Genomic DNA, 21321 nt, shown 5'->3' on the forward strand with positions numbered 1-21321 from the left:
AGGCGTCGCTGGGGGAAAAGCCCCATATTGGCTATCATCACGCGAACTGCCGGCCAGCACGCCCGTGCCGCGCCGCCCCGTGACGATCACCGACAAGGACGTTCCATGCCCCGCCTCTTCCTGCCCGGCCAGCTCTGCCTGCTCGCATTCACCTTCGCTTGCCTGAGTCTTCCGGCCCATGCCGCGGCCAAGGTTGAACGCCGCTGCGGCTGGTTCGAGAACCCGACACCGGCCAACGCCACCCTCAGCGACCGCGACGGCACCTGGGAAATCGCCAGCCAGGGCGGCTACCAGGCCGAGGGCGACTGGCCGCAGTTCAGCGATGCGCAGTGGGTGCGCACCAACGGCCACTACGGCTATGGCTGCGGCTGCATGACCGCCAGCGCCGATCCCGAAACCCATCGGCTGGACAACCTGACCAAGGCCACCGCCCGGCCGCTGGCCGCCTGTCGCAACGATGCGACCCTGCGCGAGCCGGAAAACCCGCTCGCTCCGGCTGCGGACCCCACGTCAGGCCCGGTCAGGGAAATGAAGTCCTATCAGGCCGAAGGCTTCAGTTTCAGCTACCCGAAAGGCTGGAAGGTCAGCAAGGTCAAGGAGTGCCTGAACCTCAACCAGCCCAAGACCAGGACCAACGAGGAGTACACCCTCAACCTGTGTGTCCAGCACGGCACACTGGAACAGGCCGCCGACAGCATGATCTTTTCCCTCGAAGACGGCGTCTGGATGCGCAGCGCCGGCATGGACTCACCCAGCCCCGTCGACCTGATCGAAGGCCCGGGCTGGAAAGGCATGCAGACGACCCAGACCTGTGGCGTCGGCGATGAAGAGACCGGCTTCCACGCCGCCGGCGGCACCTGCCTGATGGCAATTGTCTACAACGCCAGGACGCAGCTGCTGTTCGACACCGTGGGTTACTACCAGGATTTCGACACCCTCAGCGCGATCATCCGTTCGGTGCGGTTCGACGAGAAGTAACCGTCAAACCTCCGCTTGCACCACCTCGATCCCCATGCGTCGATAGGTCTCGATATCGTCGCTCACCTGGTGCTCGGTAATCATCGTGTGCAATCGCGAGCAAGGTGCCACCACGAATGGTTCCACCGCGCCGAGCTTGTCGGCGGTGGTGACCGCCACCACATGGGAGGCGCTGTCCAGCAGTGCCTGTTTCACCGCGAGTTCTTCGTAGCGCAGGCAACTGATGCCGACTTCCGGATGAATCGCGCAGACGCCGGTAAACAGCAGGTCGGCCTTGATGCCCTGGATCAGCCGTACCGCTTCATGCCCACCCACCGCCATGGTCAGCGGGTTCAGCGTGCCCCCGGCGAGGATCACCGTGACGCCTTTGTGTTCGGCCAGGGTCATGGCGATCATCGGTGAGCAGGTGACAGCGGTGATGGACATGCCCGTGGGCAGTGACTGGGCGATCTGCAAGGTGGTGCTGCCGGAGTCGAACAGGACGATCTGGCCCTCTTCGATGCGGCGCACCGCCAGTTGCGCCAGGTAGCGTTTCACTTCGTTGGTTTCGGCGATGCGGGTGAAGTAGTCCTTGCCCGTATCCTTGGGCCGCGGCAAGGCGCCGCCGTGGACCCGTTGCAGCAGCCCGGCCTGGGCGAGTTCCGCCAGGTCGCGGCGGATGGTGTCCTCCGACACCGCGAAATGCTGGCCGAGGTCCGAGGCCATGACTTTGCCGTCGCGCTCCAGCAGCAACAGGATCTTCTGCCGCCGCAGGTGCGGCAGCTCGGAGGCGTGATGAAGGTTTTGCATGTTTATGCCCGATTACGCACGTTTGTGCCGACTCAGGCATGACTATATACCAGCCAACCGCCCCCGCACCACTCGCCCGCCGACCCGCGGTCAGCCCTCAGGCTTCTTCGCCGGCCAGTTGCTGCCACTCCTGTACCAGCGGCTGTTCCAGCACCTGTGCCACGTAGTCCTGCAAGGCGTCAGGCACCGCGATGCCATAGCGGCGGAAGCGGAACACCACCGGCACGAACATCGCGTCGACGATGCCGAACTCGCCGCAGAGGAAACGGCTGGAAGCGCTCCGCGTGCGCAGGTCGCTCCAGAGGCTGAAGATGCGCTGGATCTCCTCCTTCGTCTCGACCGTCAGCGCTTGCGCCATATCCCCTGTGGATAAGCCGAACGACAGCTGCGTGCGCAGATGGCTGAAGCCCGAATGCATCTCCGCCACGGCAGCCCGGGCCAGGGCCTTGGGGATCGGGTATTGCGGCCACAGCTGGGCCTCGGGATGCAGGTTCGCGATGTACTCGGCAATCGCCAGGCTATCGTTGATGACCACGCCCTCGGTCAGCAATGCCGGAACTTTGCCCGAGGGCGAATACTGGAGAATCGCCGCGCGGGTGTTTTCCTGGCCCAGTTTGACCTGGACGACCTCGAAGGAAACACCGGCGGCCTTGAGGACCAGCCATGCACGAAAAGACCACGAAGAGCTGTTGTAGTCCCCGATAACGAGCGTTGTCGACATTGTTTTTACCTGGCTTGCGCAATGGAGTGGGTGCTAAATTTATCGGCCCACCTTTCCCCCGTATTGCACAAAACTGGACAGGGTCATGAGCGAGCATCAGCTTCCAGGGACACCTGACACCACCGGGCGGGACTTCTCGCGCTTCTGGCGAATCAGCGAGGGCGACTGCGAACTGCTGTCGGCGCGCTACAGCAGCCAGTCATTCGGCCGTCACTCCCACGAGCGCTATGCCGTCGGCGTGATCAGCGCCGGCGTGGAAAAGCTCTATTACCGTGGCGGCTACTACCTGGGTGGGCAGTCCAGCGTGGTGACCATCAGTCCGGGGGAAATCCATGACGGCCTGGCCGGCTGCGACACGGGCTGGATGTACCGGATGCTGTATATCGATCCGACCTGGTTGAACGAAACCGTGCTGGGCCAGCGCGTTGCCGCGGACCATATCCACCTGTTTCACCACGCGATCAGCCACGATCCGCACTTTGCCCAGGTGTTTCTCCGCGCCCATCGACTGATCGAACAGGCCGGCCAGACGCTGGAGCGCGAGACCACCCTGCTGGAACTGGTCAGTTGCTTGTTCCAGCGCGACGGCGTCGGCATCGTCCCATCGCCGGCCCTCGAGCGGCACGCGGTCACCCGGATCAAGCAGAAGCTCGACGACGAGTTCGAGCGCAGTATTCCCCTGGAAGAACTGGCCAGGCTGGTGGACATGGAGCCGCTGTACCTGATCCGGGTGTTCCGCGCCAATGTCGGCGTGTCCCCGCACCAGTACCAGATCCAGCGCAGAATCGCCCGGGTGCAGCAGTTGCTGCGCCTGGGTACCGGGATTGCCGAAGCGTCCTTCGCCTGCGGCTTCTTTGACCAGAGTCATATGGCCCGGGCCTTCAAGAAGGTGGTCGGGGTGACACCCGGCAGTTTTCGCCGGACGCGTTGAGCCGCCCGCGCAATCGGTGTAACCGACCCCGAGGTTCCAGGCACGCTCCTGTCGGAAACCTCCGATTCCACCGCTAATTTGCCCTCGAGCCCGCGTAATACTTGAGCCCCCCACCTTCGGGATTTAATATCCACGCCGCTTATGTCGAGCACTCAGTCCCGGTTGCACACCTGACCCGCTCAGGGCCCCGCTGAGAAGAAAAACTAGAGAAGGTGAAGCAATGACAGGTGACAACCTGACACCGGGTCTGCTCAAGCGCGGCCTGAAGAACCGCCATATCCAGCTGATTTCCCTGGGCGGGGCGATCGGCACCGGGCTGTTCCTCGGTTCCGCCGGGGTGCTCAAGTCGGCCGGCCCGGCGATGATCCTCGGCTACGCGATCTGCGGTTTTATCGCGTTCCTGATCATGCGCCAGCTCGGCGAGATGATCGTCGAGGAGCCCGTGGCCGGCTCCTTCAGCCACTTCGCCCACAAGTACTGGGGCGGCTACGCGGGCTTCCTCTGCGGCTGGAACTACTGGGTGCTCTATGTGCTGGTGGGCATGGCCGAGCTCACGGCCGTGGGCAAGTACGTGCAGTTCTGGTGGCCCGAGGTGCCGTCCTGGGTCAGCGCGGCGGTGTTCTTCGTGCTGGTCAACCTGATCAACCTGACCAATGTGAAGACCTTCGGTGAGGCCGAGTTCTGGTTCGCGATCATCAAGGTGGTGGCGATTGTCGGCATGATCGCCCTCGGCTGTTACCTGCTGATCAGCGGCGCCGGCGGCCCGCAGGCCACGGTCAGCAACCTGTGGAGCCACGGCGGGTTCTTCCCCAATGGCATCAGCGGCCTGCTGATGGCGCTGTGTTTCATCATGTTCTCCTTCGGTGGCCTGGAGCTGGTGGGCATCACCGCCGCCGAGGCCAGCGAACCGCGCAAGGTGATCCCCAAGGCGATCAACCAGGTGGTGTTGCGGATCCTGATCTTCTACGTCGGCGCGCTGACCGTGCTGCTGTCGCTGTACCCATGGGACCAGTTGCTGACCACCCTCGGCGCCTCCGGCGATGCCTACAGCGGCAGCCCGTTCGTGCAGATCTTCGCCCTGATCGGCAGCGACACCGCGGCACAGATCCTCAACGTGGTGGTCCTCACCGCCGCTCTGTCGGTGTACAACAGCGGCGTGTACTGCAACAGCCGCATGCTGTTCGGCCTCGCCGAGCAGGGCGACGCGCCGAAGTCGCTGATGAAGCTGAACAGGCAAGGCGTACCGGTACGGGCCATCGGCGTCTCGGCGCTGGTGACGCTGCTGTGCGTGGTGGTCAACTACGTGGCCCCCCATGAGGCCCTGGAGTTGCTGATGGCGCTGGTGGTGGCTTCATTGATCATCAACTGGATCGTGATCAGCCTGACCCACCTGAAATTCCGCAAGGCCATGGAGCAGCAAGGCGTGGTGCCTGGCTTCAAGGCGTTCTGGACGCCGTTCAGCAATTACCTGTGCCTGGCCTTTGTCGCCCTGATCCTCGGCGTGATGCTGATGATCCCGGGCATCAGCGTGTCGGTGTACGTGATGCCGGTGTGGGTGCTGTTCATCTACGGCCTGTACCGCCTGCGCCTGGCGAAGGGTTCGGCCCGCCCGACCTGACCGCCTGATCGTTCCCACGCGCAGCAAAACGCTGCGCGTCACCTCGCCGGCACTGGACGCGGAGCGTCCGGTCAGGCATTCCCACGCCGGAGCGTGGGAACGATCGCCGTCGGTCCCGTATTATCAGGGCTTGCCCGGATGGGGTTGCGGGTAGTCGCGGACGATATCCACCGGCCACGCATAGGGGCCATCCCACAGTTGCTCATGCAACGCTTCGATCCGCTCGGCCATGGCACTGTCGCGCATCACCACTTCCAGATTGCGCGAGTTGTCGAGGTAGCCGCCCAGCCAGTTGCTGGTGCCGACCCAGGCCACCTGCCCGTCGATTTCCATCGTCTTGCTGTGGATAACTCGCGCATAGGGAATAAAGCCCTGCGGGTCCTGGGGCAAGGTGACGATCTTGACCTGCACATTGGGCAGCACCGCCAGGCTTTTCAGATAGGCGACTTCCGGCATGCCGGTGTTCCAGTCGGAGACCATCAGCTTGATCGACACGCCACGCGCCGCAGCGGCTCGCAGGGCATTGTCGATCACGGCGTAGTACGCACGGGTGTTGTCCGGAGCGGACGACAGTGGTGCATAATCGAGCAATTGCACCCGCACCTCGCGTTTCGCCTCGGCCAGCAAGCGCGGCAATTCCTGCTGCGAATCGCCGACGCCGGGCGGGTTGTAGCGTTGCGGGCTGGCGACCAGGTAGTTGCCGGTGCGCGCCGGCTCCTTGCCGGCCCTGGGCAACGGCACCGCCTTGTTGTCGGCCAGCGCGGCCTGGGCTTTCCAGTCCTGATCGAAGATCGCCTGCACCTGGCCGACCATGGTCTCGTCGCTGATGCGCAGACCGGTCTCATGGATATGTTCGAGCGAGCGCCAGTCGAAATTCTGGCTGCCCATAAAGGCCAGGCGACCATCCACCACCAGATACTTGGCGTGGATGATGCCGCCCCCCACGCGTGCGTAGGGCAGGGCACGGAACGTCAGGTTGGGAATCCTGCGCAGCCGCTCCAGGGTCGCCTCATCGGAAAGCGCCAGGCCCTTTTCCTCCAGCAGGAAACGGATCTTGACCCCACGCTGGCCGGCGGCCTCGAGGCTTTCGAGCACCTTGTCCATCAGCGAGCCGGGATGATCGGCGGTATAGAACTGGCCGATATCGATACGGCTTTGCGCGCCGTCGAACAGTTCGATCCAGACCTCGCCGGGCTGGCGCAGGTCCGGGGTCGCGAGATCCGTCGCCAGCGGCACGCTGTGCACCAGCTCGAAGCCCGCAATGGAAAAGTCCGCCTGGGCCAGCGGACTGAGCAACAGGCCGATCAGGCCCGCCATGGCGACGCTTGAGCGTGCCGGTTGAAACTTCAGGTGGATCGGCATAGATGTCTCGTCGGGAAAGGTAGGACGGCCCTCACCCCGGGCGTGCACCACGCGGCTGGCCGGTCGTTCCCGCGCAACGCGCAAGGAACGCTCCATCAACCCTCAGGGTAGCCGTATATCGTTACCATACGGCGTCTGCAAATCCCGCTCGGGAATCTCCCAGACCACCAGTTTGGGTGGCGTCTGCCTGAACGCCGGGCTGTCGAAGTAGGCCTTGGCCGCTCCGGAAAATTCGCCGCCATCCTTGGCGAAGTTACCCACAGGGGCGCCCAGCGCGGCCTCGAGGAAACCGAGGAAATTCGAGTTGCGCGAAAACGAGGTGCCGATCAGCGCCGTGTTGGGCAGGTTGTCGTCGCCAAACAGATCGTCCAGGTTGTCGGCACCGGCGGTCTCTTCAGACTGCTCCTTCACCTGAGTCGCGGCCACGCTTTCGGTTCGAGGCTGCAACATCGGCGGCAACCAGTCGATCCCCGCCAGGCGCACCAGATCACCTGGGCGCACCGCGCTCGCCTGCGTCACCAGATCGAAGCGCTTGTGCGGCGTCGCAGTGAATTTCAGCCCTGCGACCGCCCGGGCAACCTGCCCCGCCGCCGCCTTGGCACCGGCTTCGCTCCAGTGCGTATCGGTGCGCAGATAGGCCCCCATCCCCACCGCCTGCAACGTCGGGGTCAGGTCCAGGACCGGCACGCCGGCGCCCTGCAACAGGGTCAGCCATTCGCCGATGCGTGGAGCCAGCAGCGCCGGGCGAGCCAGCGTGCACCGTTGCGACGCGACGATCCGACTCTTGTCCGGCACCACCGCCACCATCAGTTGGATACCGCGCCTGGCCAGCCCTTGCTGCAACTCGATCACCGCCCCGGCCTTGGCCCGGGCATTGAGCGCGGCGTTGTGGTTCACCCGCAATTCATCGGTGAGGAACAACCAGCCGGGACAGCCCTCACGCACCCGTGGCCCAAGGTCGCCGAACACCAGCCAGCTGGCGCCACGCTCCAGGTCGGCGGCCTGTTTCGGCGCCGGCGCGTCGGACAGGGTCTTGGCGAAACGATGGGTGATATCGCCATGCAGCAACATGTCCCGGGTGACCACCTTGGGCACGAACTCGATCGAGCCCTTGAGCATCAGCCAGACACAGGACAGGAAGCCCAGGGACAGGAACAGCGTGAAGATCACCCCGGCCAGCGGGCTGGCGCGCAACGCCAGTTCGGTAGGTGGCGTGGGCGCGGTCGACGGGGATTGCGTTGGCTTGGTCATCAGAATTGAAAGTACAGAAAGGGCACGGCTTCACGACTGGCGATCAGAGCGAACGACAGGATGAACCCGAGCACGGGCCAGAGGGCCGCTGCCAGCACGAACCACGCACTGTCGGCGAATCGTCTTTCACATCGAGCCTGCAACAGCGGCGCGAGGATGCACACCAGCCCCAGCAGGGCCGCCAGGCCGTGCACCGGGCGCAAGGTCACCGCCAGCGCATCGCCAAGGGCGAAGCCATGCTGGCCGAACTGCCCGCCATACATGCTCAGGGCCGTGGCGAAATCCGGGGAGCGGAACAGCGTCCAGGCCAGGCACACGAACAACAGCGTCGCGGTATGCGAAGCCCACAGCGGCAGGCCCGGCAGGCTGGAGCGCGACCAGGCACGATCGATGCACAGGGCCACGCCGTGGGCCGAGCCCCACAACAGGTAGTTCCAACTGTCGCCGCCATGCCACAGGCCGGCGATGGCCATGGTCAGGAACAGGTTGCGATAGGTTTTCCAGGTGCCCTTGCGATTGCCGCCGAGGGCGATGTACAGGTAGTCGCGCAGCCAGCTGGACAACGACAGGTGCCAGCGCCGCCAGAAGTCCTGGATGCTGTAGGCCAGGTACGGCCGGTTGAAGTTCTCCGGAAAGTGAAAGCCCAGCATCAACCCCAGGCCGATGGCCATGGCGCTGTAGCCGGCGAAGTCGAAGAACAGTTGCAACGAGTACGCCAGGCAGCCGATCCAGGCATCGACGAAGGATGGCTGGTCCAGGTGGAAGGCCACGTCCACCAGCGGCGACAGGGTGTCCGCCACCAGCACCTTCATGCACATGCCGATCATGAAGCGGCGCGCACCGAGGGAGAAGTTCACCCAGTTGAAGTAACGCTGGTTGAGCTCCCTCCGCACCCAGTCATAACGGATGATCGGCCCGGCAATCGAGTGGCCGAACATGGAAATGTAGGTCGCGTAATTGACGAAGCTGCGCTCCACCGGCACCACATGCCGGTGTACGTCGACCAGATAGGAAATCGCCTGCAGGACAATGAACGACAGCCCCGCCGGCAGTGCCACCCGCTGCCAGGCCATGGGCATGGCACCGTAGCAGGTGATCAGGTCGTTCCAGGTAGCGGCGAGGATATTCGCGTACTTGTACCAGCAGAGCACCGCGGTGTTGATCACGATCAGCGCAATCAGCAGCCGCATCCGCCCGCTCCCGTCTTCCCGGGAACGATCCACCAGCAGGCCGCCGACCCACGCCAGCACGGTCAGGACCATGTGCAGGAACAGGAACAACGGGCTCAACCAGCCGTAGAACAACCAACTGCCGATCAACAGGATCACATTGCGCCAGCCCGGTCTTGCCAGGGCATAGACCAGCAGGAACGCAGGCAGGAACAGCGTCAGAAACTCGAGCGAGGCGAAAACCATGGCGACGGGTGCTTCCGATTCAGTTGGACACGCTATCCGTGGCAGTGACAAGGCGTGGCCCCGTCGGCGAAGGCAATACCAGCAAGCTGTAGCGCTTGTTCGGTTCCAGCGCCCCCAGCTCGACCGGCGCACCTACCGGCTTGTCGGCGCAGAGCAGTTGGACCGCCAGCGAAGCACGTGGATTGAGTTCCTGGCGGCGCGGGTTGCCCGCCGGCGCCTTCTGGAACAGGTCGACGTCGCGCCCGGCGAGGTTGATCCGCGCATCGGCGCAAGCGGCGTCGGCATTGAACAAGGCCAGCGAGGCCTTGAGCTGGTTGGGGATATCGAAGGCTTCGTTGACCACCAGTTGCCGGATGCCCTGGTGGCCATCGTCCAGGGCAAATACCGTGGTGAAGTCCCCCGCCGCGACCGTCACCTGCACCGGCACGCTCTGCCCGTCACGCTGGAGCGTGCCCTTGACCGGGCGGCCACCGGGCACCGGAATAAAACCGCTGACCGCCTTGTCGCCTTCCAGCTTGAGGCTGGTCTTCGCCCCTTCCGGGGTCAGTTCCAGGGCACTGCCGGAGACATTGACGAAGCGCAGGTAGGCCGAGTCCTGGGACGGGCCGGTGGGGTACAGGGCAATCTGCGCACTGAAGGCGGTGCCGCCCAAGGCAACGCCGAGCAGGCCGCCAACGAGGCTGAAGGTCCGTTTCACTGTTTCGCTCCCTTGACCGCGCTCGCGGGCAGTTCACTGATGGATTTGCCGATGGCCGCCGCCCAGGACTTGTACCCGGCGATGGTGAAGTGCTGCCCGTCGGAGGTGATCCACTCCCCTGGTTTGGAGAACTTCGTGGAGTCGATATAGGTGCAGGGCGCGACCATGTTCGCCAGGGTGCCGGCCACCAGTTGGGTGCGCACCTGGTTCTTGCCGTAGGTGTTTTCATTGGTATTGCTGCCATTCGCCTTGCCCCAGGCAGGCCCGACCCACACGCACTTGGCGCCGCTGTCGGCGATCTGCCGGGTCAGCGCGGTGACGCTCTGGTAAGCCCAGACCTTGGGAAACGGCGTGGTCTTATAGGAAGCCATGGTGTCCCCCATGATCAGCACCACCAGGTCCGGCTTGTCCTTGGCGATCACCTCCTTGATCGGCTGGGTGTCCAGGGTGCCGCGGCTCATCACCTTGATCTTCTCGCCTGGATCGCGGGTGGCGCCGCAGTCGAGCTTCAGTTTCGGCGTGACCCAGTCCGCCGGGTTGGCCCCGCAGGCACCGATCGCATGGACCTGCGCGCCCTGCTGGGTGAGGTTGTCATACAGCGGGTTCATCAGTGAGTCGGGAAAACTCATGTGGCTTTCGCCAATCACGAGCAACGTCAAACCAGCGAGCACAGAAGAAGCCATTAACCATTCCTCGTTGAATCAATTCGAATAGGGGGAACCGAAGGGGCTGACCGGCAAGTCCATCGGGCCGGTCATGTCCTCGAAGGTGTAACGCAGGTACAGGCCACCGGCGACCTGGCGGTAGTCGCTGGCGTTGTCCACGCCCAGCGAGCCCCCGAGGAAGAAGTTCGAACCGAACTTGTATTCACCGGCGGCGTTGAAGCTGTAGCCGATTCCTGTCTTGTTTTCGCCGTCATAACGCGTCAGGCCGACTGCCGTGGCGTTCGGCTGCAGCTCGCTGTGACCGGGGAAGATCGCGGCGCTGTCCTGGCCGATATGCTGGACGCCCACCGAACTCTTGATCCGGTAGGTGAATCGCTCGGTACGTTGCGACCAACTGACCGGCACGCCGAGGGCGAAGAAGGTCTGCGGGCTGAAGTAACCGCCGTGGCCGTAGGTGTAGAAGTCCTGGTTATCCGAGTAGCTCAGGGCCGAACCGCTGAGGCCGAGGGTCAGGATGCTGCCGGGGGTATTGCGCAGGTACCAGTAGACGCCGCTGCCCAGCTCGAAGCGGTCGTTGTCGTCGACGTTGTGACCCACCAGCCGGTGTGCCGAACCGTAGCCGTAGGCGCCGAACTTCTGGTTGTCGTAACCCAGCTCGCCACGTACGCCGTTGGCGGTGACGCCCCCCCACTTCTCGCCAGTACGCGGGTCGCGGGAGCCGGCGAACGAGGTCAGGCTGTCGGTAACCGCCCGCCGTGAGGCGCTGACGCCGTAGCTGAAATTGGAGTTGGCCGCGAATGGCCGGTTGAGGCTGACCCCGCCAATCGGCGTGCTATAGGTGAAACCCAGCGGGCTGACCCCGATATCGGCCTTGAGGCCCTGCTCCTTGTCGCGATAGGTCAAGGCGAACCCCACGCCGCTGTCTTTCTGCGACCCCACCGGATCCAGGCCGCTGGTGCCGAAACGGGCCTGGGCGAAATTGCCCGGACTGCCCGAGGACAGCCAGACCGGAGTAACCTGCAGGGCGATGCTCGTCATTTCCGTACCCACGGGGATACTGAGTTCAAACGGTGTCTCGATATCCGTCAGCTTGCCCAGGCCTTTCTCACTGTTGTTGCTGCGCACGCTGAGGCCCTGGACCACATAGCCGGTGCGGTCCTGGAGGATATCGTCCAGGGCCAGTTGCGCCGGGCTGCGTCCCGCCTGCGCAGCCGTGTCGCGGGCATAGCTCTGGTCGAACGGATTGACGCCGCCATTGGTCGCGGCAACGACCTGGGCCTTGCGCCCGACCGGTGCCGGCACCTGCTCCGGATCCCCAGCGCCAAGCCCCGTCGCCGGGCCATCCACCGGCGGCGGAATCAGTGACGCCTGGGCCAGCGCGGTGGTCTGGCGCCGCTGCCCGGCCAGCCCGACAAAGGGGTTGGCCGAGACGGCCGAGCCGGCGGAAGTCACCACGTAGGTGTCGCTGCGCTGACTGTTCTCGATCTCGATGGCCTTGCGCAGCAACTGGCTGGCCTCGCCGGTACGACCCATGCCGCGATAGATCCGCGCGGACGCAGTCAGCGTCTGCGGCACGCCCGGTTCCAGTTCGAGGGCTTTTTTCACCGCGCTTTCGGCCAGGGCATAGTCCCGGCCTTGCAGGGCGATATCGGCCAGGCCCAGTTGCAGCCTGGCGTTGCCCGGATCGGCCTTGATCAGCGGCTCATAGAGTTGCCGGGCCTTGGCGACATTGCCGCTGGCCGCATACATGCGCGCCAGCGAAGACACCGCCAGGCTGTCGTTCGGACGTTGCTGGAGGGCCGGCGACAACATGTCGTAGGCAGCCACTAGGTCATTCTTTTCGCGCAGTTCGTCAGCCTGTTTGACCCGGTAGAGAAACACCAGGTCCTCATAGCGCTTGCTCGCGGTTTCGCTCATCGGCTTGCCTTGCAACTGGCGCAGGATGTCGCTGGCTTCGGCGTCCTGGTCGGCCTTGAGCAACACGCCCGCATAGAGCAATTGCAGGTCCGGCGTCGATGCGGACTTATCCAGCAAACCACGCATCAGGCTCACCGCCTGGTCCGGATTGCCGGCTTCGGCGTAGGCACTGGCCAGCACCGCCAGCCGCTCGGGCTTGCCCTGGGCCAGCGGCTCGCAACGCGATAGCAGCGCCCAGGCTTCCTGGCGCTGGCCGCGACGGGCGACATCCACCGCCAGTTCGGTCTGGATATGCAGGCGGATATCCAGCTCCATCTCGTTCATGTCGGCACTGCGCCTGGCCGCCGGAATCCGCGCCAGGGTGCGTTGGGCCTTGCTCCACTCACCCAGTTCGGCAGACAGCAGGGTGCTGGTGTACAGCGCGTCCGGCTGGTCGGGTTGCTGCTTGAGCAGTTCGTCGATCAGGTCGCGGGCGACCTGGGTCTGGCCGTTACGCAGGTAGACCCGGGCCAGGGCGAAACGTGTCCAGGGATTCTTCGGGTCGTCGGCCAGGGCTTCCTTGTAGGCTTTCTGCGCGGCAGCCAGATCGCCACGGCGCTCGGCCAGCTTGGCCACCTGGGTGGCCCGCAGCGCGCGGATATGCACGCTGGGCGCCAGGCGCGCCTGTTGCGCCGGTGGCAGGCCGTCGATCAGTTGCAACGCTTCATCGGACTTGCCCGCCCGCGACAGCACGGCGATCAGTCCGCTCAAGGCATCCGGGTAGTTCGCGGTGCGTGCCAGTACCTGGCGATAACCGGCTTCGGCGGCGTCCAGTTGCCCGGCCTGGGCCTGCAACCCGGCCAGCGCGGTCGGGCCGGCCGGCTCCACCGGGTTCTTGGCAATGGCCTGTTCGATCAATTCCCGCGCCTGGGCTTGCCGTCCGCTGCGCTGGGCCTCGGCGGCCTTGTCGAGGAGGATCCAGTAGCGCACATCCTCGAGGGCGTCTTTCCATTGCCCGCCGCCGGCAGTGCGGGTCGCCTGCAACAGATAGTTCTCGGCTTCGCCCAGGCGTTTCTGCTGCTGGCGCAGGATGCCCATGCCACCGAGGGCGTCGTAGTCGCCGGGCTTGTCGTTGAGGCGCGCCTGCAATTGCTGCTCGGCAGTGGCCAGGTCACCGGCCTCGAGGGCCTTGAGGCCACGGGCGACATGGGGATCGCGCTGCCAGCCGGCGCCGCCGCGGCCCTGGGCGATGCCCTTGTCCATCAACGCGCGGATTTCCGTGTCGTTCGGATGCGCCTGCAGATACTGCTCGAACAATGACACCTGGTCCCGCGACGGCGGGCCGAGCCAGACCAGGGCGAAGCGCCAGGTCTCGTCGGCGTTGCCACCGATATCCGGGTTATGCGACAGCCGCGCCAGGGCACGGATACCTTCCGCGCGACTGTCGGGATTGCGCGCCAGGTGCAATGCCAGCCACAGGTCGAGGATCGCGTCATCCGGACGTTCCCGGCGCAACCGTTCCAGCCCGGTCCGCGCCTCGGGCCAGCCCCCCGTGGCGAAGCCCAGGGTGTTGTAGTACTCGCGGGCGATCAGGCCTTGCGGCTGATGACCGTCCAGTAACTGCCGATAGGCCTCGACGGCCTTGTCGCGCTCGCCGGCATCGCTCAGTTCACGGGCTTTTTCCAGCAGTTGCTGTTTGTCCGGCGGGCTCAGGGCAATGTCCTGCTCGAGCTGCAACGCCAGGCGCGGCAACGGCTTGATCGCCTGCAACCGGGCCAGGTAATTCTGCGCGCCGGCCAGGCGCTGTTGTTGCAGGTCGATCAGGCCCAGGCCATACAAGGCGTCGGGTTGCTCGGGCTGCAGGTTCAACAGCCGCGTCCAGGCTTCCGCCGCGCGGTCCGGCTTTTCCTTGGCCTGCCAGTAGTAACCCTGCTGGATCAGCAGCGACTGCGGGGCAGCGCTGTCGGCGGCGAAGCTGGCGCCGGATGCCAGGGCGGCACACACCGCCAGGGCTAGGGTTTGCTGGCGCATGCGGCCTCCCAGGACACTTTCACGGTGCCGTCTTTGTTGAACTGATAGCGATTCTCGCTCCAGCCGAGGGAAAACAGGCTCAGCATCACGTGGTAATACTGGTGCTGTTGATAAGCCGGATCGGCCGGGTTGCTGAAGTGCGCGATCGCCTGGTCGACCAGGCGTTGCTGCTGGTCCGCCAGCAACGGCAGGCCCTTGGCCCGCAGATATGGCACCAGCGCGGCGGAGAACCCGTAGGGGCCGATCCCCTCGGTGGCGCCGGTCAGGACCTGGACCTTTTCCGGCGGTACGCCGGTGGATGCCGTGGCCTGTGCCATGCCGTCGAGATTGTCGAGAATCGGCCTGGCCAGCGGATCGCCCGGTGAGGTCAGGCCGGCCCAGAGATAGGCACGAATGGCGTCATAGCTGCCCTGGGCATTGGTGAACTTGTCCACCACGAACAGGCCCTTGTTGACGTCCGTGCCCCGATAACCGACCCAGTCCGGGACGAATCCGAAGCGGTTCATGTTCTTGTCGGCGATCATCTTCGCGGTGCTCTCGGCGACCTCTTTCCAGGGGCTCGACGGCGCCTCCCTGCTGAAGCGGCGCAGCAGCGGGATCGGCGTGTAGCTGGCATTGAAACGCCACAGTTGATCCGGGTGCTCATAACCCACCGGCCCGGGCAGGAGCATCTTGCCCAGGCCAGGGATATCGCGGATCAGGGTCTTTTCGACGTTGTTCAGAATGCGTTGCGCATCGCTGCGGTACGCCGGCTTTTTCCACAGGCGATCGGCCTCCAGCAGCGCGTAGGCGAACCACAGGTCGGCATCGCTGGCGGAGTTCCTGTCGAGCACGCCCCAGGTGCCGGCGGGAGTCGGCCCCCACAGCCAGCCGGGCAGGTTCCCGGCGATATCGGCTCCGGCCATGTTGTCCCGGGTCCAGCGCCACAACGCATCGAAGGTCACCGGGTCATTGGCCACCAGCGCAAAGAACATCCCGTAGGACTGGCCTTCGGAACTGCTCTGGTTGGGGTCCATGCTCGATCCGAGCATGCGCCCGTCCTTCTGCACGAACCGCTCGGCGTAGCTTTTCCACAACGGCCAGTTCTGCACGCTGCAGCCCTCGGCCCGCACCGTGCCCGAGACCAGCAGCACCAGCGACAGCAGGCCGCCCAGGCAGCGCGGCTTGAGACATCGAGCGACACTCATGACAGTCGCTTCCGAGCCCGTGAGCGCAGGAACAGGTACAGCAGCACGCTCACCAGCGCCAGGCCCGCCACCGTCACCAGCAGCATCCACAACAGGTTCTGCGACAGGGTCCACTGCACCCGCTTGAACAGGCTCAGGTCGCCGACGTAGTACTGCTCGTCGGCCACCAGCGAGGTGATCCGCTTGTCCTGCACCACCGCCAGGCTGCCCTGGATGCTGTCCTTGTACGAGTCGCCACCGATCAACGCGGCGGTGGCATCGGCCAGGCCTTCCGGCTTGCCGCTGGCAATCACCACCACACTGCGCTCAGGCTTGAGCGGCGATTCGAAACCGGCCAGGTAGGTGCTGCTGTTGGCGCCGGTGTAGGTCACCTGCAGACGCGGCTTGCGCTGGTTGGCCTGGGCATCCGGGCTGATCCAGTCGCGCAGGCGCAAGGTCAGGTCGGACAGGTTGAAGCGGTGGCTGCTGCCGGCGGTACTGGCGGGCAGGCGATCGGCCCACTGTTCCAGCAAGGGCTGGTTGGCTCCCGAGGCGAATACCAGCAGGTCCTTGTCGCTGACCGTCTGCACATCCTTGGCCTGGACCACGGTCACCGCCGTCGCCGGGTAACCGGTGGACTCGCCGAACCGGCCGAGCACGGTCAGGTAGGCGCCCCACTCTTGCGGGCCGCTGCCGTCGGGCAGGACCACGGCACTCTGCGACAGGTCCGCCAGGCGGGTGAACGGGAAGCCGCTGTCGTTGAACACGCCCAGGTTGGGCAAGGCGATGTAATGGTTGAAACCGCGCAGGTCGAGGCTCGAGTCCGGATCGATCAGGCCGCGCATGTTATCGATGATGATGTCCCGGCATTCGCCCTGCTTGACGTAGTCGAACATGAAGCGCAGTTGCAACTGCGAGCGCGGCGACGCCACGCCCAGGGGCAACAGCACATTCGCCTCGCGGGGCAGGCTTTCATCCTTCTTCAGCAACGTCAGCAGGTTCTCGCCGCCGTCCAGGCTCTTGAGCGACGGCAACGGCATGGATTTCATGAAGGTGTTGTTCAGGCTCACCAGCAGTGACGAGTTGGCCGACTCCTGCTGCGGGGTGTAGCGGTATTTCAGGTCCAGCGGTACACCCGCTTCGCGCCAGTTGAACAGGTCCGGTGGCAGCCGCACGGGGATATTGATACTGCCGGGGTTGTAGCCGGACACACTGAGTTGGCGGGTATCGAGCAGTTCGCCCAGGCGCACCGGCCGATCGGACGGCAGCCAGTTCGGTGCGTCATAGGGTTTGCGCGGGCTCAGCGGATCGAGATGCTCGATCACCACGCTGCTGCCCACCAGCGCCTTGCTGCCCACCGCCACGGCGGCGGCAGCCAGCTTGAGCTCGGCCGCATTGCGTCCGGCGACGAGCAGCAGCTTGCCATGGGGATCGCCGGGGTTGGTCAGCAGCGTGACGGTCGCGCCTTTCGGTGCCGGCACCTGCAGGCCGCCCAGTTGCACCGCCTCCTGGCTTTCGATCAGGACAATCGCATTGCCCTGCTCGGGAAGCTGGCCCAGGCTGCTGGTGAAACTCGCGCCTCGATAGGCCGCCAGGCCACCGATCCAGGATGACAACGCCCCCGCTGCTTCCAGGGCGGCGTTATCCGGTTGCCGGGCGAACACGACCGGCAGGTTGACCTGGCGCGAGTCGCGGCGATCGAAGAACGGCAGCGGCAGGATCGACAGGTCATCCTTGAGCTGGATCGGCGAAACGCTGAGCTTGAGTTCCGAGCTGTTGTTGATCTTGGCCCACAGGCTGCTGTGCTGCGGGTCCTCGCACTGCATCGTGTAGTGCCCGATAAATTGCAGGCGCAGGCGGTTGAACTCGGTGATCAGGTGCGCAGGGATCTGCACCACCTGCTGTTGCGGCTGGCCGGCGCCCTCCTTGGGCAACGCCAGGCTGGCAGCGACTTCGTCGTTGACCAGCACGTTGATCTGCGACAGGTCGGCGAGCAGCGCCGGCGAGTAGCTGTAGTGCAGCACCAGTTGCGCACCGTTGACCACTTCGTCGGCGCGGATATCGAAATTGACCCCGTCGGCCGCTTCGACACCCTGCAGGTTCATGGTGTCCAGCCGGCCCAGTTGCTTGAGGGTCAGGTCGCGATTGTAGCTGCCCGCGCTCGGCTGGACCACGGGGCCGGCCTGAGCCGGTGCCAACGCAGGCGTCGCTGTCGTATCGGCATGGGCCAGGGGAATCATGCCGCCCAGGCCCAGTAGCGGCAAAGCCAGCCCCGATAAAAGCTGCACCGATGAAAGCAGTACCCATGAAGGCAGGCGCATGAACGGATGACGTGGGCCACGGGTGGCGCTGCGTGCTGAGGATTTGATGATCATGACTTGTCCATAAGAGGTTCGAGCGGTTGCGAAGGAGCGGATCGGGCGACCAGGCGGTCGCGGGCCTGCAGGGCCACGGCCTTGAGCAGGGCGCCCATGCCGACGAGGCCGATGGCACTGACTTCCCGCAGGGCCGACAGCGGCGTATCGAGCTTGCCGCTGCCCCAGCTGGAGGCCCAGGTATCGGCGCGGGAGAAGGTCATGCGCACCAGCTCGCTTTGCTGGCGCAGGCTCAGCGGGTCGAACAGCGCGCCCAGGTACTGGCCCTTGCTGAACACCACCGTGGTATCGAACTGGCTGGTGCGCGAGTTGCGGAACAACGACACCCGGACCCGTTCCCCGGCCGCCACCGTGGTTCCCGCTGGCAATTTGAGGCCCAGGCCGCGCTGGGAAAAGTCCTGGGTCGTACCGTAGACCTCGGTGCCATCGGCCAGCTCGATCCTCACCGGCAGCTCGGCCCGGACCCGGGGTTCCGCGCGCACCTGGCGGGTCTCACTGGCCACCGCGACCGCGGCGCTGGTGATGATCAGGTTGTAGAGCGTCCACACACAGTTGATCAGCACCGTGATCGCCGTGTCCGGCGCCCCCCAGATCAACTGGTGGATACCGAAGCCGAGACCGGTCACGTTCAGCACCAGCAGGACGATGTAGGGCCGGGCCAGCTTCCAGTCGAAATACTCCTTGTCGATGATCCCGCCCTTGTCGGTGACGTTGAAGCCGCCGAACTTCGGGTTGACCAGCGCCATCAGCACCGGCGGCATGATGTACCAGGCCAGGACCGTCTCGTAGACCTCGTTCCAGAACGAATGCCGGAAACGCCCCTGGATGCAGGAGTTGGTCAGGTTGGAATGGAACAGGTGCGGCAAGGCGTAGGCGGTGATCATCAGGGCCGAGGCGTGGAAGATCTGCGCGCCGAAGATCAGGTAGGCCAGCGGCGCGGTGAGAAACACCAGCCGTGGCAGGCCATAGAAAAAGTGCAGCATGGCGTTGGCGTAGCAGATGCGCTGGCCGAGGTTCAGGCCCTTGCCCACCAGCGGGTTGTCGAGCCGGAAGATCTGCGCCATGCCGCGCGCCCAGCGGATCCGCTGGCTGATATGTCGCGACAGGCTTTCGGTGGCCAGGCCCGCCGCCTGGGGGATCGCCAGGTAGGCGGTGTTGTAGCCGGCACGGTTGAGCTTGAGGGCGGTGTGGGCGTCCTCGGTCACGGTTTCGACCGCCACCCCGCCGATTTCCTCCAGTGGCTTGCGGCGCAGAATGGCGCATGAGCCGCAGAAGAACGTTGCGTTCCACAGATCGTTGCCGTCCTGCACCAGGCCATAGAACAGCTCGCCTTCGTTGGGCACGGCGCGGAAGGTGTTGAGGTTCTTCTCGAACGGGTCCGGGGAAAAGAAGAAGTGCGGCGTCTGCAACATCGCAAGCTTCGGATCCTTGAGGAACCAGCCCATGCCGATCTGCAGGAAGGATCGGGTCGGCACGTGGTCGGCGTCGAACATGGCGATGTATTCGCCGTCGGTGACCTTGAGGGCTTCGTTGAGGTTGCCGGCCTTGGCGTGAAAGTTGTTGTCGCGGGTGATGTAGTTGACGCCGATGCTCTGACAGAAGCGGCGGAACTCATCGCGCCGGCCGTCATCGAGGACATGCACGCGCAGCTTGTCTTTGGGCCAATCCATCGCCTGGGCGGCGAAGATGCTCAGCTTCACGATGCTCAGGGTTTCGTTGTAGGTGGGGATGAACACATCCACCGTCGGCCAGTCGCCCGGATCGCCCGCCAGCATCACCGGACGGCGGCGCAGCGGCCAGGCGGTCTGCACATAACCGAAGACCAGCACCACCAGCGCATAGATCTCCGCCAGCACCAGGCCGTAGCCGAAGAGGATGTCCAACCAGCCGTCAAAACCGAGGGTGTCGGTCAGGCGCCAGTACAGGTAGCGCAACGAGGCCACCAGCGACAGCACGATCAGCGCCAGGATCGGCAGGCGCCCCGGCAGGCGCTTGATCAGCAACGCCGAACCGAAGCACAGCGCGGCGAACAGGCACTGGGTGTAGAGGTCCAGCGGGGCGCTGATGATGCTGACCAGCAACAGGCCGGCGACCAGCGCGCCACCGAAAATCAACGCCCGGCGCAGTGCGCCCGGCCATTGCTTGAAGCGGGTCGACCAATCGTTGAGACGCAGTTCGCTGCGCCCCGGGAGATGGGACGTGGGATTGGGATCGCGGATCATGACAAATGGGACTCTTGCGTACCTTGCATGAGCAGTTCGCACAGCGAGCCTGCGATATCGAGGGTGTCCTGGCAGCCTCGGGTGCTTGGGGTGTGCGCCAGCGGGTTACGGTCGTACGCCAATGCTTCGCTGAAGAAATGATCCTGATGGATCACTCCGAGCAGCTGGTTGCCTGTTCTTTTTTTCAGCACTTCGCACACGTCGAGGCTGAACTGGCGGGACGTATCCAACTGGTTGATGACGTATTTGCACTGCAACGGCTTGTCCCGCTGCAGATAGGGCGCGAGCAGCCGCTCCATCTGGTTGAGACTGGAGTAGGACGCCGCATCGGCGAGGGTTACCACCAGGGCGATGTCGGCGATGGCCAGGGCCTGGGCGAGATAGGCCGTAGCTCCGGGCGGCGTGTCGATGATCAGAGTGTCCCGCTCGCCCAGCCCCATGTCGGCCAGATGACGAGCCAGCCAGGTGGGATCGGCGCGCAGGCTGTTTTCGAAATCCAGGCGTTCCGCTTCGCTGACCACCCCGTAGGCCAGGCAGCGGCTGGCGGCAAAACCCTCGCGAATCAGCTGGCGCCAGTCCTGCTGCTCCGGGTCGTCCTGGGCGATGCCCGGCCATTGTTCATTGCCGCCCAGATGCAGGCACAATGCGTTTTGCGGGTCGAGGTCGATCGCCAGGGTACGCCCGCCGGAGCGCTTGATCGCACTCGCCAGGGCACCGGCCAGGGTGCTCTTGCCGACACCGCCCTTGGCCGAGACCACCGCGATGACCTTGGCTTTCAGGATCGGACGGGAAGCGCCCGGGACAGGGGCATCGACGGCCACCGCTTCACGCTGTTGCTCGATTTCCGCCAGCAGGCGACTCAGCGGTGTGGAACTGGCCGGGGCTGCCGGCAGGACGAACGGCGATGGCTCGACGACCGCAGGCGGGGTCTGCGCCTGAGGTACAGGCGGTGTCGCGACAGGAGACACCGGGACCTCGACCGCGGACACCCCGTCCGGCGGTTGCCCGGTACTCAAGGCGGCGGCATCAGGAGGCGTGGCAGTCTCTTCGATGTAGTCGTAGGACGGTTCTATTTCCCGATAGCTGTCCGCGCTTGCGCCGAATCTCTGGAACAGATTCGCGATATCGTCTGGCCGATGCATCCTGGTATCCCTTTGTACAAAAAGGTTCAAAACGAGCATCCAAAGGGACTAGCACCAACCCT

15 protein-coding genes are annotated in these 21321 nt (G+C 64.8%); 3 read left to right on the plus strand and 12 right to left on the minus strand.

The window, feature by feature from the left end; all coding sequences use genetic code 11:
- The first annotated feature begins 105 nt into the window (after positions 1-105).
- Positions 106-978, plus strand: a complete 873-nt coding sequence (locus ACL9RJ_RS11135; RefSeq protein WP_422765249.1) for a DUF4087 domain-containing protein — start codon at positions 106-108, stop codon at positions 976-978.
- 3 nt (positions 979-981) lie between these two features.
- On the opposite strand, the gene ACL9RJ_RS11140 is transcribed toward ACL9RJ_RS11135, so the two are convergent.
- Together ACL9RJ_RS11140 and ACL9RJ_RS11145 are read right to left on the minus strand one after the other, a co-directional pair.
- Positions 982-1767 (minus strand): DeoR/GlpR family DNA-binding transcription regulator, encoded by a 786-nt coding sequence (locus ACL9RJ_RS11140; RefSeq protein ID WP_177117732.1) that lies wholly within the window; start codon positions 1765-1767, stop codon positions 982-984.
- A 97-nt stretch (positions 1768-1864) separates the two neighbouring features.
- On the minus strand, positions 1865-2488 hold the full coding sequence (locus tag ACL9RJ_RS11145; RefSeq protein ID WP_422765250.1) for a glutathione S-transferase family protein: 624 nt from the start codon (positions 2486-2488) through the stop codon (positions 1865-1867).
- 85 nt (positions 2489-2573) lie between these two features.
- On the opposite strand from ACL9RJ_RS11145, the gene ACL9RJ_RS11150 reads away from it, so the two are divergent.
- Positions 2574-3419: a helix-turn-helix transcriptional regulator gene (locus tag ACL9RJ_RS11150; protein WP_178990697.1), complete on the plus strand. Its 846-nt coding sequence runs from the start codon at positions 2574-2576 to the stop codon at positions 3417-3419.
- A 220-nt stretch (positions 3420-3639) separates the two neighbouring features.
- Positions 3640-5037 carry an amino acid permease gene (locus ACL9RJ_RS11155; RefSeq protein ID WP_103032743.1) on the plus strand — a complete coding sequence of 466 codons (1398 nt, stop codon included), beginning with the start codon at positions 3640-3642 and terminating at the stop codon, positions 5035-5037.
- Between the two features lie 123 nt (positions 5038-5160).
- Here ACL9RJ_RS11155 and ACL9RJ_RS11160 read toward each other — a convergent pair whose 3' ends face one another.
- From ACL9RJ_RS11160 to bcsQ, 10 genes are all read right to left on the minus strand, one after another.
- Positions 5161-6399 carry a phospholipase D-like domain-containing protein gene (locus ACL9RJ_RS11160; RefSeq protein WP_017123671.1) on the minus strand — a complete coding sequence of 413 codons (1239 nt, stop codon included), beginning with the start codon at positions 6397-6399 and terminating at the stop codon, positions 5161-5163.
- A 102-nt stretch (positions 6400-6501) separates the two neighbouring features.
- Positions 6502-7650: an alginate O-acetyltransferase AlgX-related protein gene (locus tag ACL9RJ_RS11165; protein ID WP_422765251.1), complete on the minus strand. Its 1149-nt coding sequence runs from the start codon at positions 7648-7650 to the stop codon at positions 6502-6504.
- The gene (locus ACL9RJ_RS11170) at positions 7650-9065 is read right to left on the minus strand and encodes an MBOAT family O-acyltransferase (RefSeq protein ID WP_422765252.1); all 1416 of its coding nucleotides are present in this window, start codon (positions 9063-9065) and stop codon (positions 7650-7652) included. Before ACL9RJ_RS11170 ends, ACL9RJ_RS11165 begins: the two co-directional genes overlap by 1 nt.
- A gap of 19 nt (positions 9066-9084) precedes the next feature.
- Complete coding sequence (locus tag ACL9RJ_RS11175) at positions 9085-9762, minus strand: cell division protein FtsQ (RefSeq protein WP_017123668.1); 678 nt, start codon at positions 9760-9762, stop codon at positions 9085-9087.
- On the minus strand, positions 9759-10445 hold the full coding sequence (locus ACL9RJ_RS11180; RefSeq protein ID WP_177084214.1) for an SGNH/GDSL hydrolase family protein: 687 nt from the start codon (positions 10443-10445) through the stop codon (positions 9759-9761). Before ACL9RJ_RS11180 ends, ACL9RJ_RS11175 begins: the two co-directional genes overlap by 4 nt.
- 18 nt (positions 10446-10463) lie before the next feature.
- Positions 10464-14354 (minus strand): cellulose biosynthesis protein BcsC, encoded by a 3891-nt coding sequence (locus tag ACL9RJ_RS11185; RefSeq protein ID WP_017123666.1) that lies wholly within the window; start codon positions 14352-14354, stop codon positions 10464-10466.
- The gene (gene bcsZ / locus ACL9RJ_RS11190; RefSeq protein WP_178991858.1) at positions 14336-15541 is read right to left on the minus strand and encodes a cellulose synthase complex periplasmic endoglucanase BcsZ; all 1206 of its coding nucleotides are present in this window, start codon (positions 15539-15541) and stop codon (positions 14336-14338) included. The genes ACL9RJ_RS11185 and bcsZ overlap by 19 nt, the downstream gene beginning before the upstream one ends.
- Complete coding sequence (gene bcsB, locus ACL9RJ_RS11195) at positions 15538-17895, minus strand: cellulose biosynthesis cyclic di-GMP-binding regulatory protein BcsB (RefSeq protein WP_017123664.1); 2358 nt, start codon at positions 17893-17895, stop codon at positions 15538-15540. The genes bcsZ and bcsB overlap by 4 nt, the downstream gene beginning before the upstream one ends.
- Complete coding sequence (gene bcsA, locus ACL9RJ_RS11200) at positions 17892-20117, minus strand: UDP-forming cellulose synthase catalytic subunit (RefSeq protein WP_422765253.1); 2226 nt, start codon at positions 20115-20117, stop codon at positions 17892-17894. The genes bcsB and bcsA overlap by 4 nt, the downstream gene beginning before the upstream one ends.
- Positions 20114-21259: a cellulose biosynthesis protein BcsQ gene (bcsQ, locus tag ACL9RJ_RS11205; protein ID WP_422765254.1), complete on the minus strand. Its 1146-nt coding sequence runs from the start codon at positions 21257-21259 to the stop codon at positions 20114-20116. The genes bcsA and bcsQ overlap by 4 nt, the downstream gene beginning before the upstream one ends.
- Positions 21260-21321 lie beyond the last annotated feature (62 nt).

This window comes from Pseudomonas sp. Mn2068 (assembly GCF_049319725.1).
GTDB classification, from domain to species: domain Bacteria; phylum Pseudomonadota; class Gammaproteobacteria; order Pseudomonadales; family Pseudomonadaceae; genus Aquipseudomonas; species Aquipseudomonas gingeri.

Excerpts from the sequence above, each read along its gene's own strand:
- bcsZ (WP_178991858.1), bottom strand. The coding sequence starts at position 15,541 with ATGAGTGTCGCTCGATGTCTCAAGCCGCGCTGCCTGGGCGGCCTGCTG.
- bcsQ (WP_422765254.1), bottom strand. The coding sequence starts at position 21,259 with ATGCATCGGCCAGACGATATCGCGAATCTGTTCCAGAGATTCGGCGCA.
- ACL9RJ_RS11135 (WP_422765249.1), top strand. The coding sequence starts at position 106 with ATGCCCCGCCTCTTCCTGCCCGGCCAGCTCTGCCTGCTCGCATTCACC.
- ACL9RJ_RS11160 (WP_017123671.1), bottom strand. The coding sequence starts at position 6,399 with ATGCCGATCCACCTGAAGTTTCAACCGGCACGCTCAAGCGTCGCCATG.
- ACL9RJ_RS11155 (WP_103032743.1), top strand. The coding sequence starts at position 3,640 with ATGACAGGTGACAACCTGACACCGGGTCTGCTCAAGCGCGGCCTGAAG.
- ACL9RJ_RS11180 (WP_177084214.1), bottom strand. The coding sequence starts at position 10,445 with ATGGCTTCTTCTGTGCTCGCTGGTTTGACGTTGCTCGTGATTGGCGAA.
- ACL9RJ_RS11165 (WP_422765251.1), bottom strand. The coding sequence starts at position 7,650 with ATGACCAAGCCAACGCAATCCCCGTCGACCGCGCCCACGCCACCTACC.
- ACL9RJ_RS11140 (WP_177117732.1), bottom strand. The coding sequence starts at position 1,767 with ATGCAAAACCTTCATCACGCCTCCGAGCTGCCGCACCTGCGGCGGCAG.
- ACL9RJ_RS11185 (WP_017123666.1), bottom strand. The coding sequence starts at position 14,354 with ATGCGCCAGCAAACCCTAGCCCTGGCGGTGTGTGCCGCCCTGGCATCC.
- bcsB (WP_017123664.1), bottom strand. The coding sequence starts at position 17,895 with ATGATCATCAAATCCTCAGCACGCAGCGCCACCCGTGGCCCACGTCAT.
- bcsA (WP_422765253.1), bottom strand. The coding sequence starts at position 20,117 with ATGATCCGCGATCCCAATCCCACGTCCCATCTCCCGGGGCGCAGCGAA.
- ACL9RJ_RS11145 (WP_422765250.1), bottom strand. The coding sequence starts at position 2,488 with ATGTCGACAACGCTCGTTATCGGGGACTACAACAGCTCTTCGTGGTCT.
- ACL9RJ_RS11170 (WP_422765252.1), bottom strand. The coding sequence starts at position 9,065 with ATGGTTTTCGCCTCGCTCGAGTTTCTGACGCTGTTCCTGCCTGCGTTC.
- ACL9RJ_RS11150 (WP_178990697.1), top strand. The coding sequence starts at position 2,574 with ATGAGCGAGCATCAGCTTCCAGGGACACCTGACACCACCGGGCGGGAC.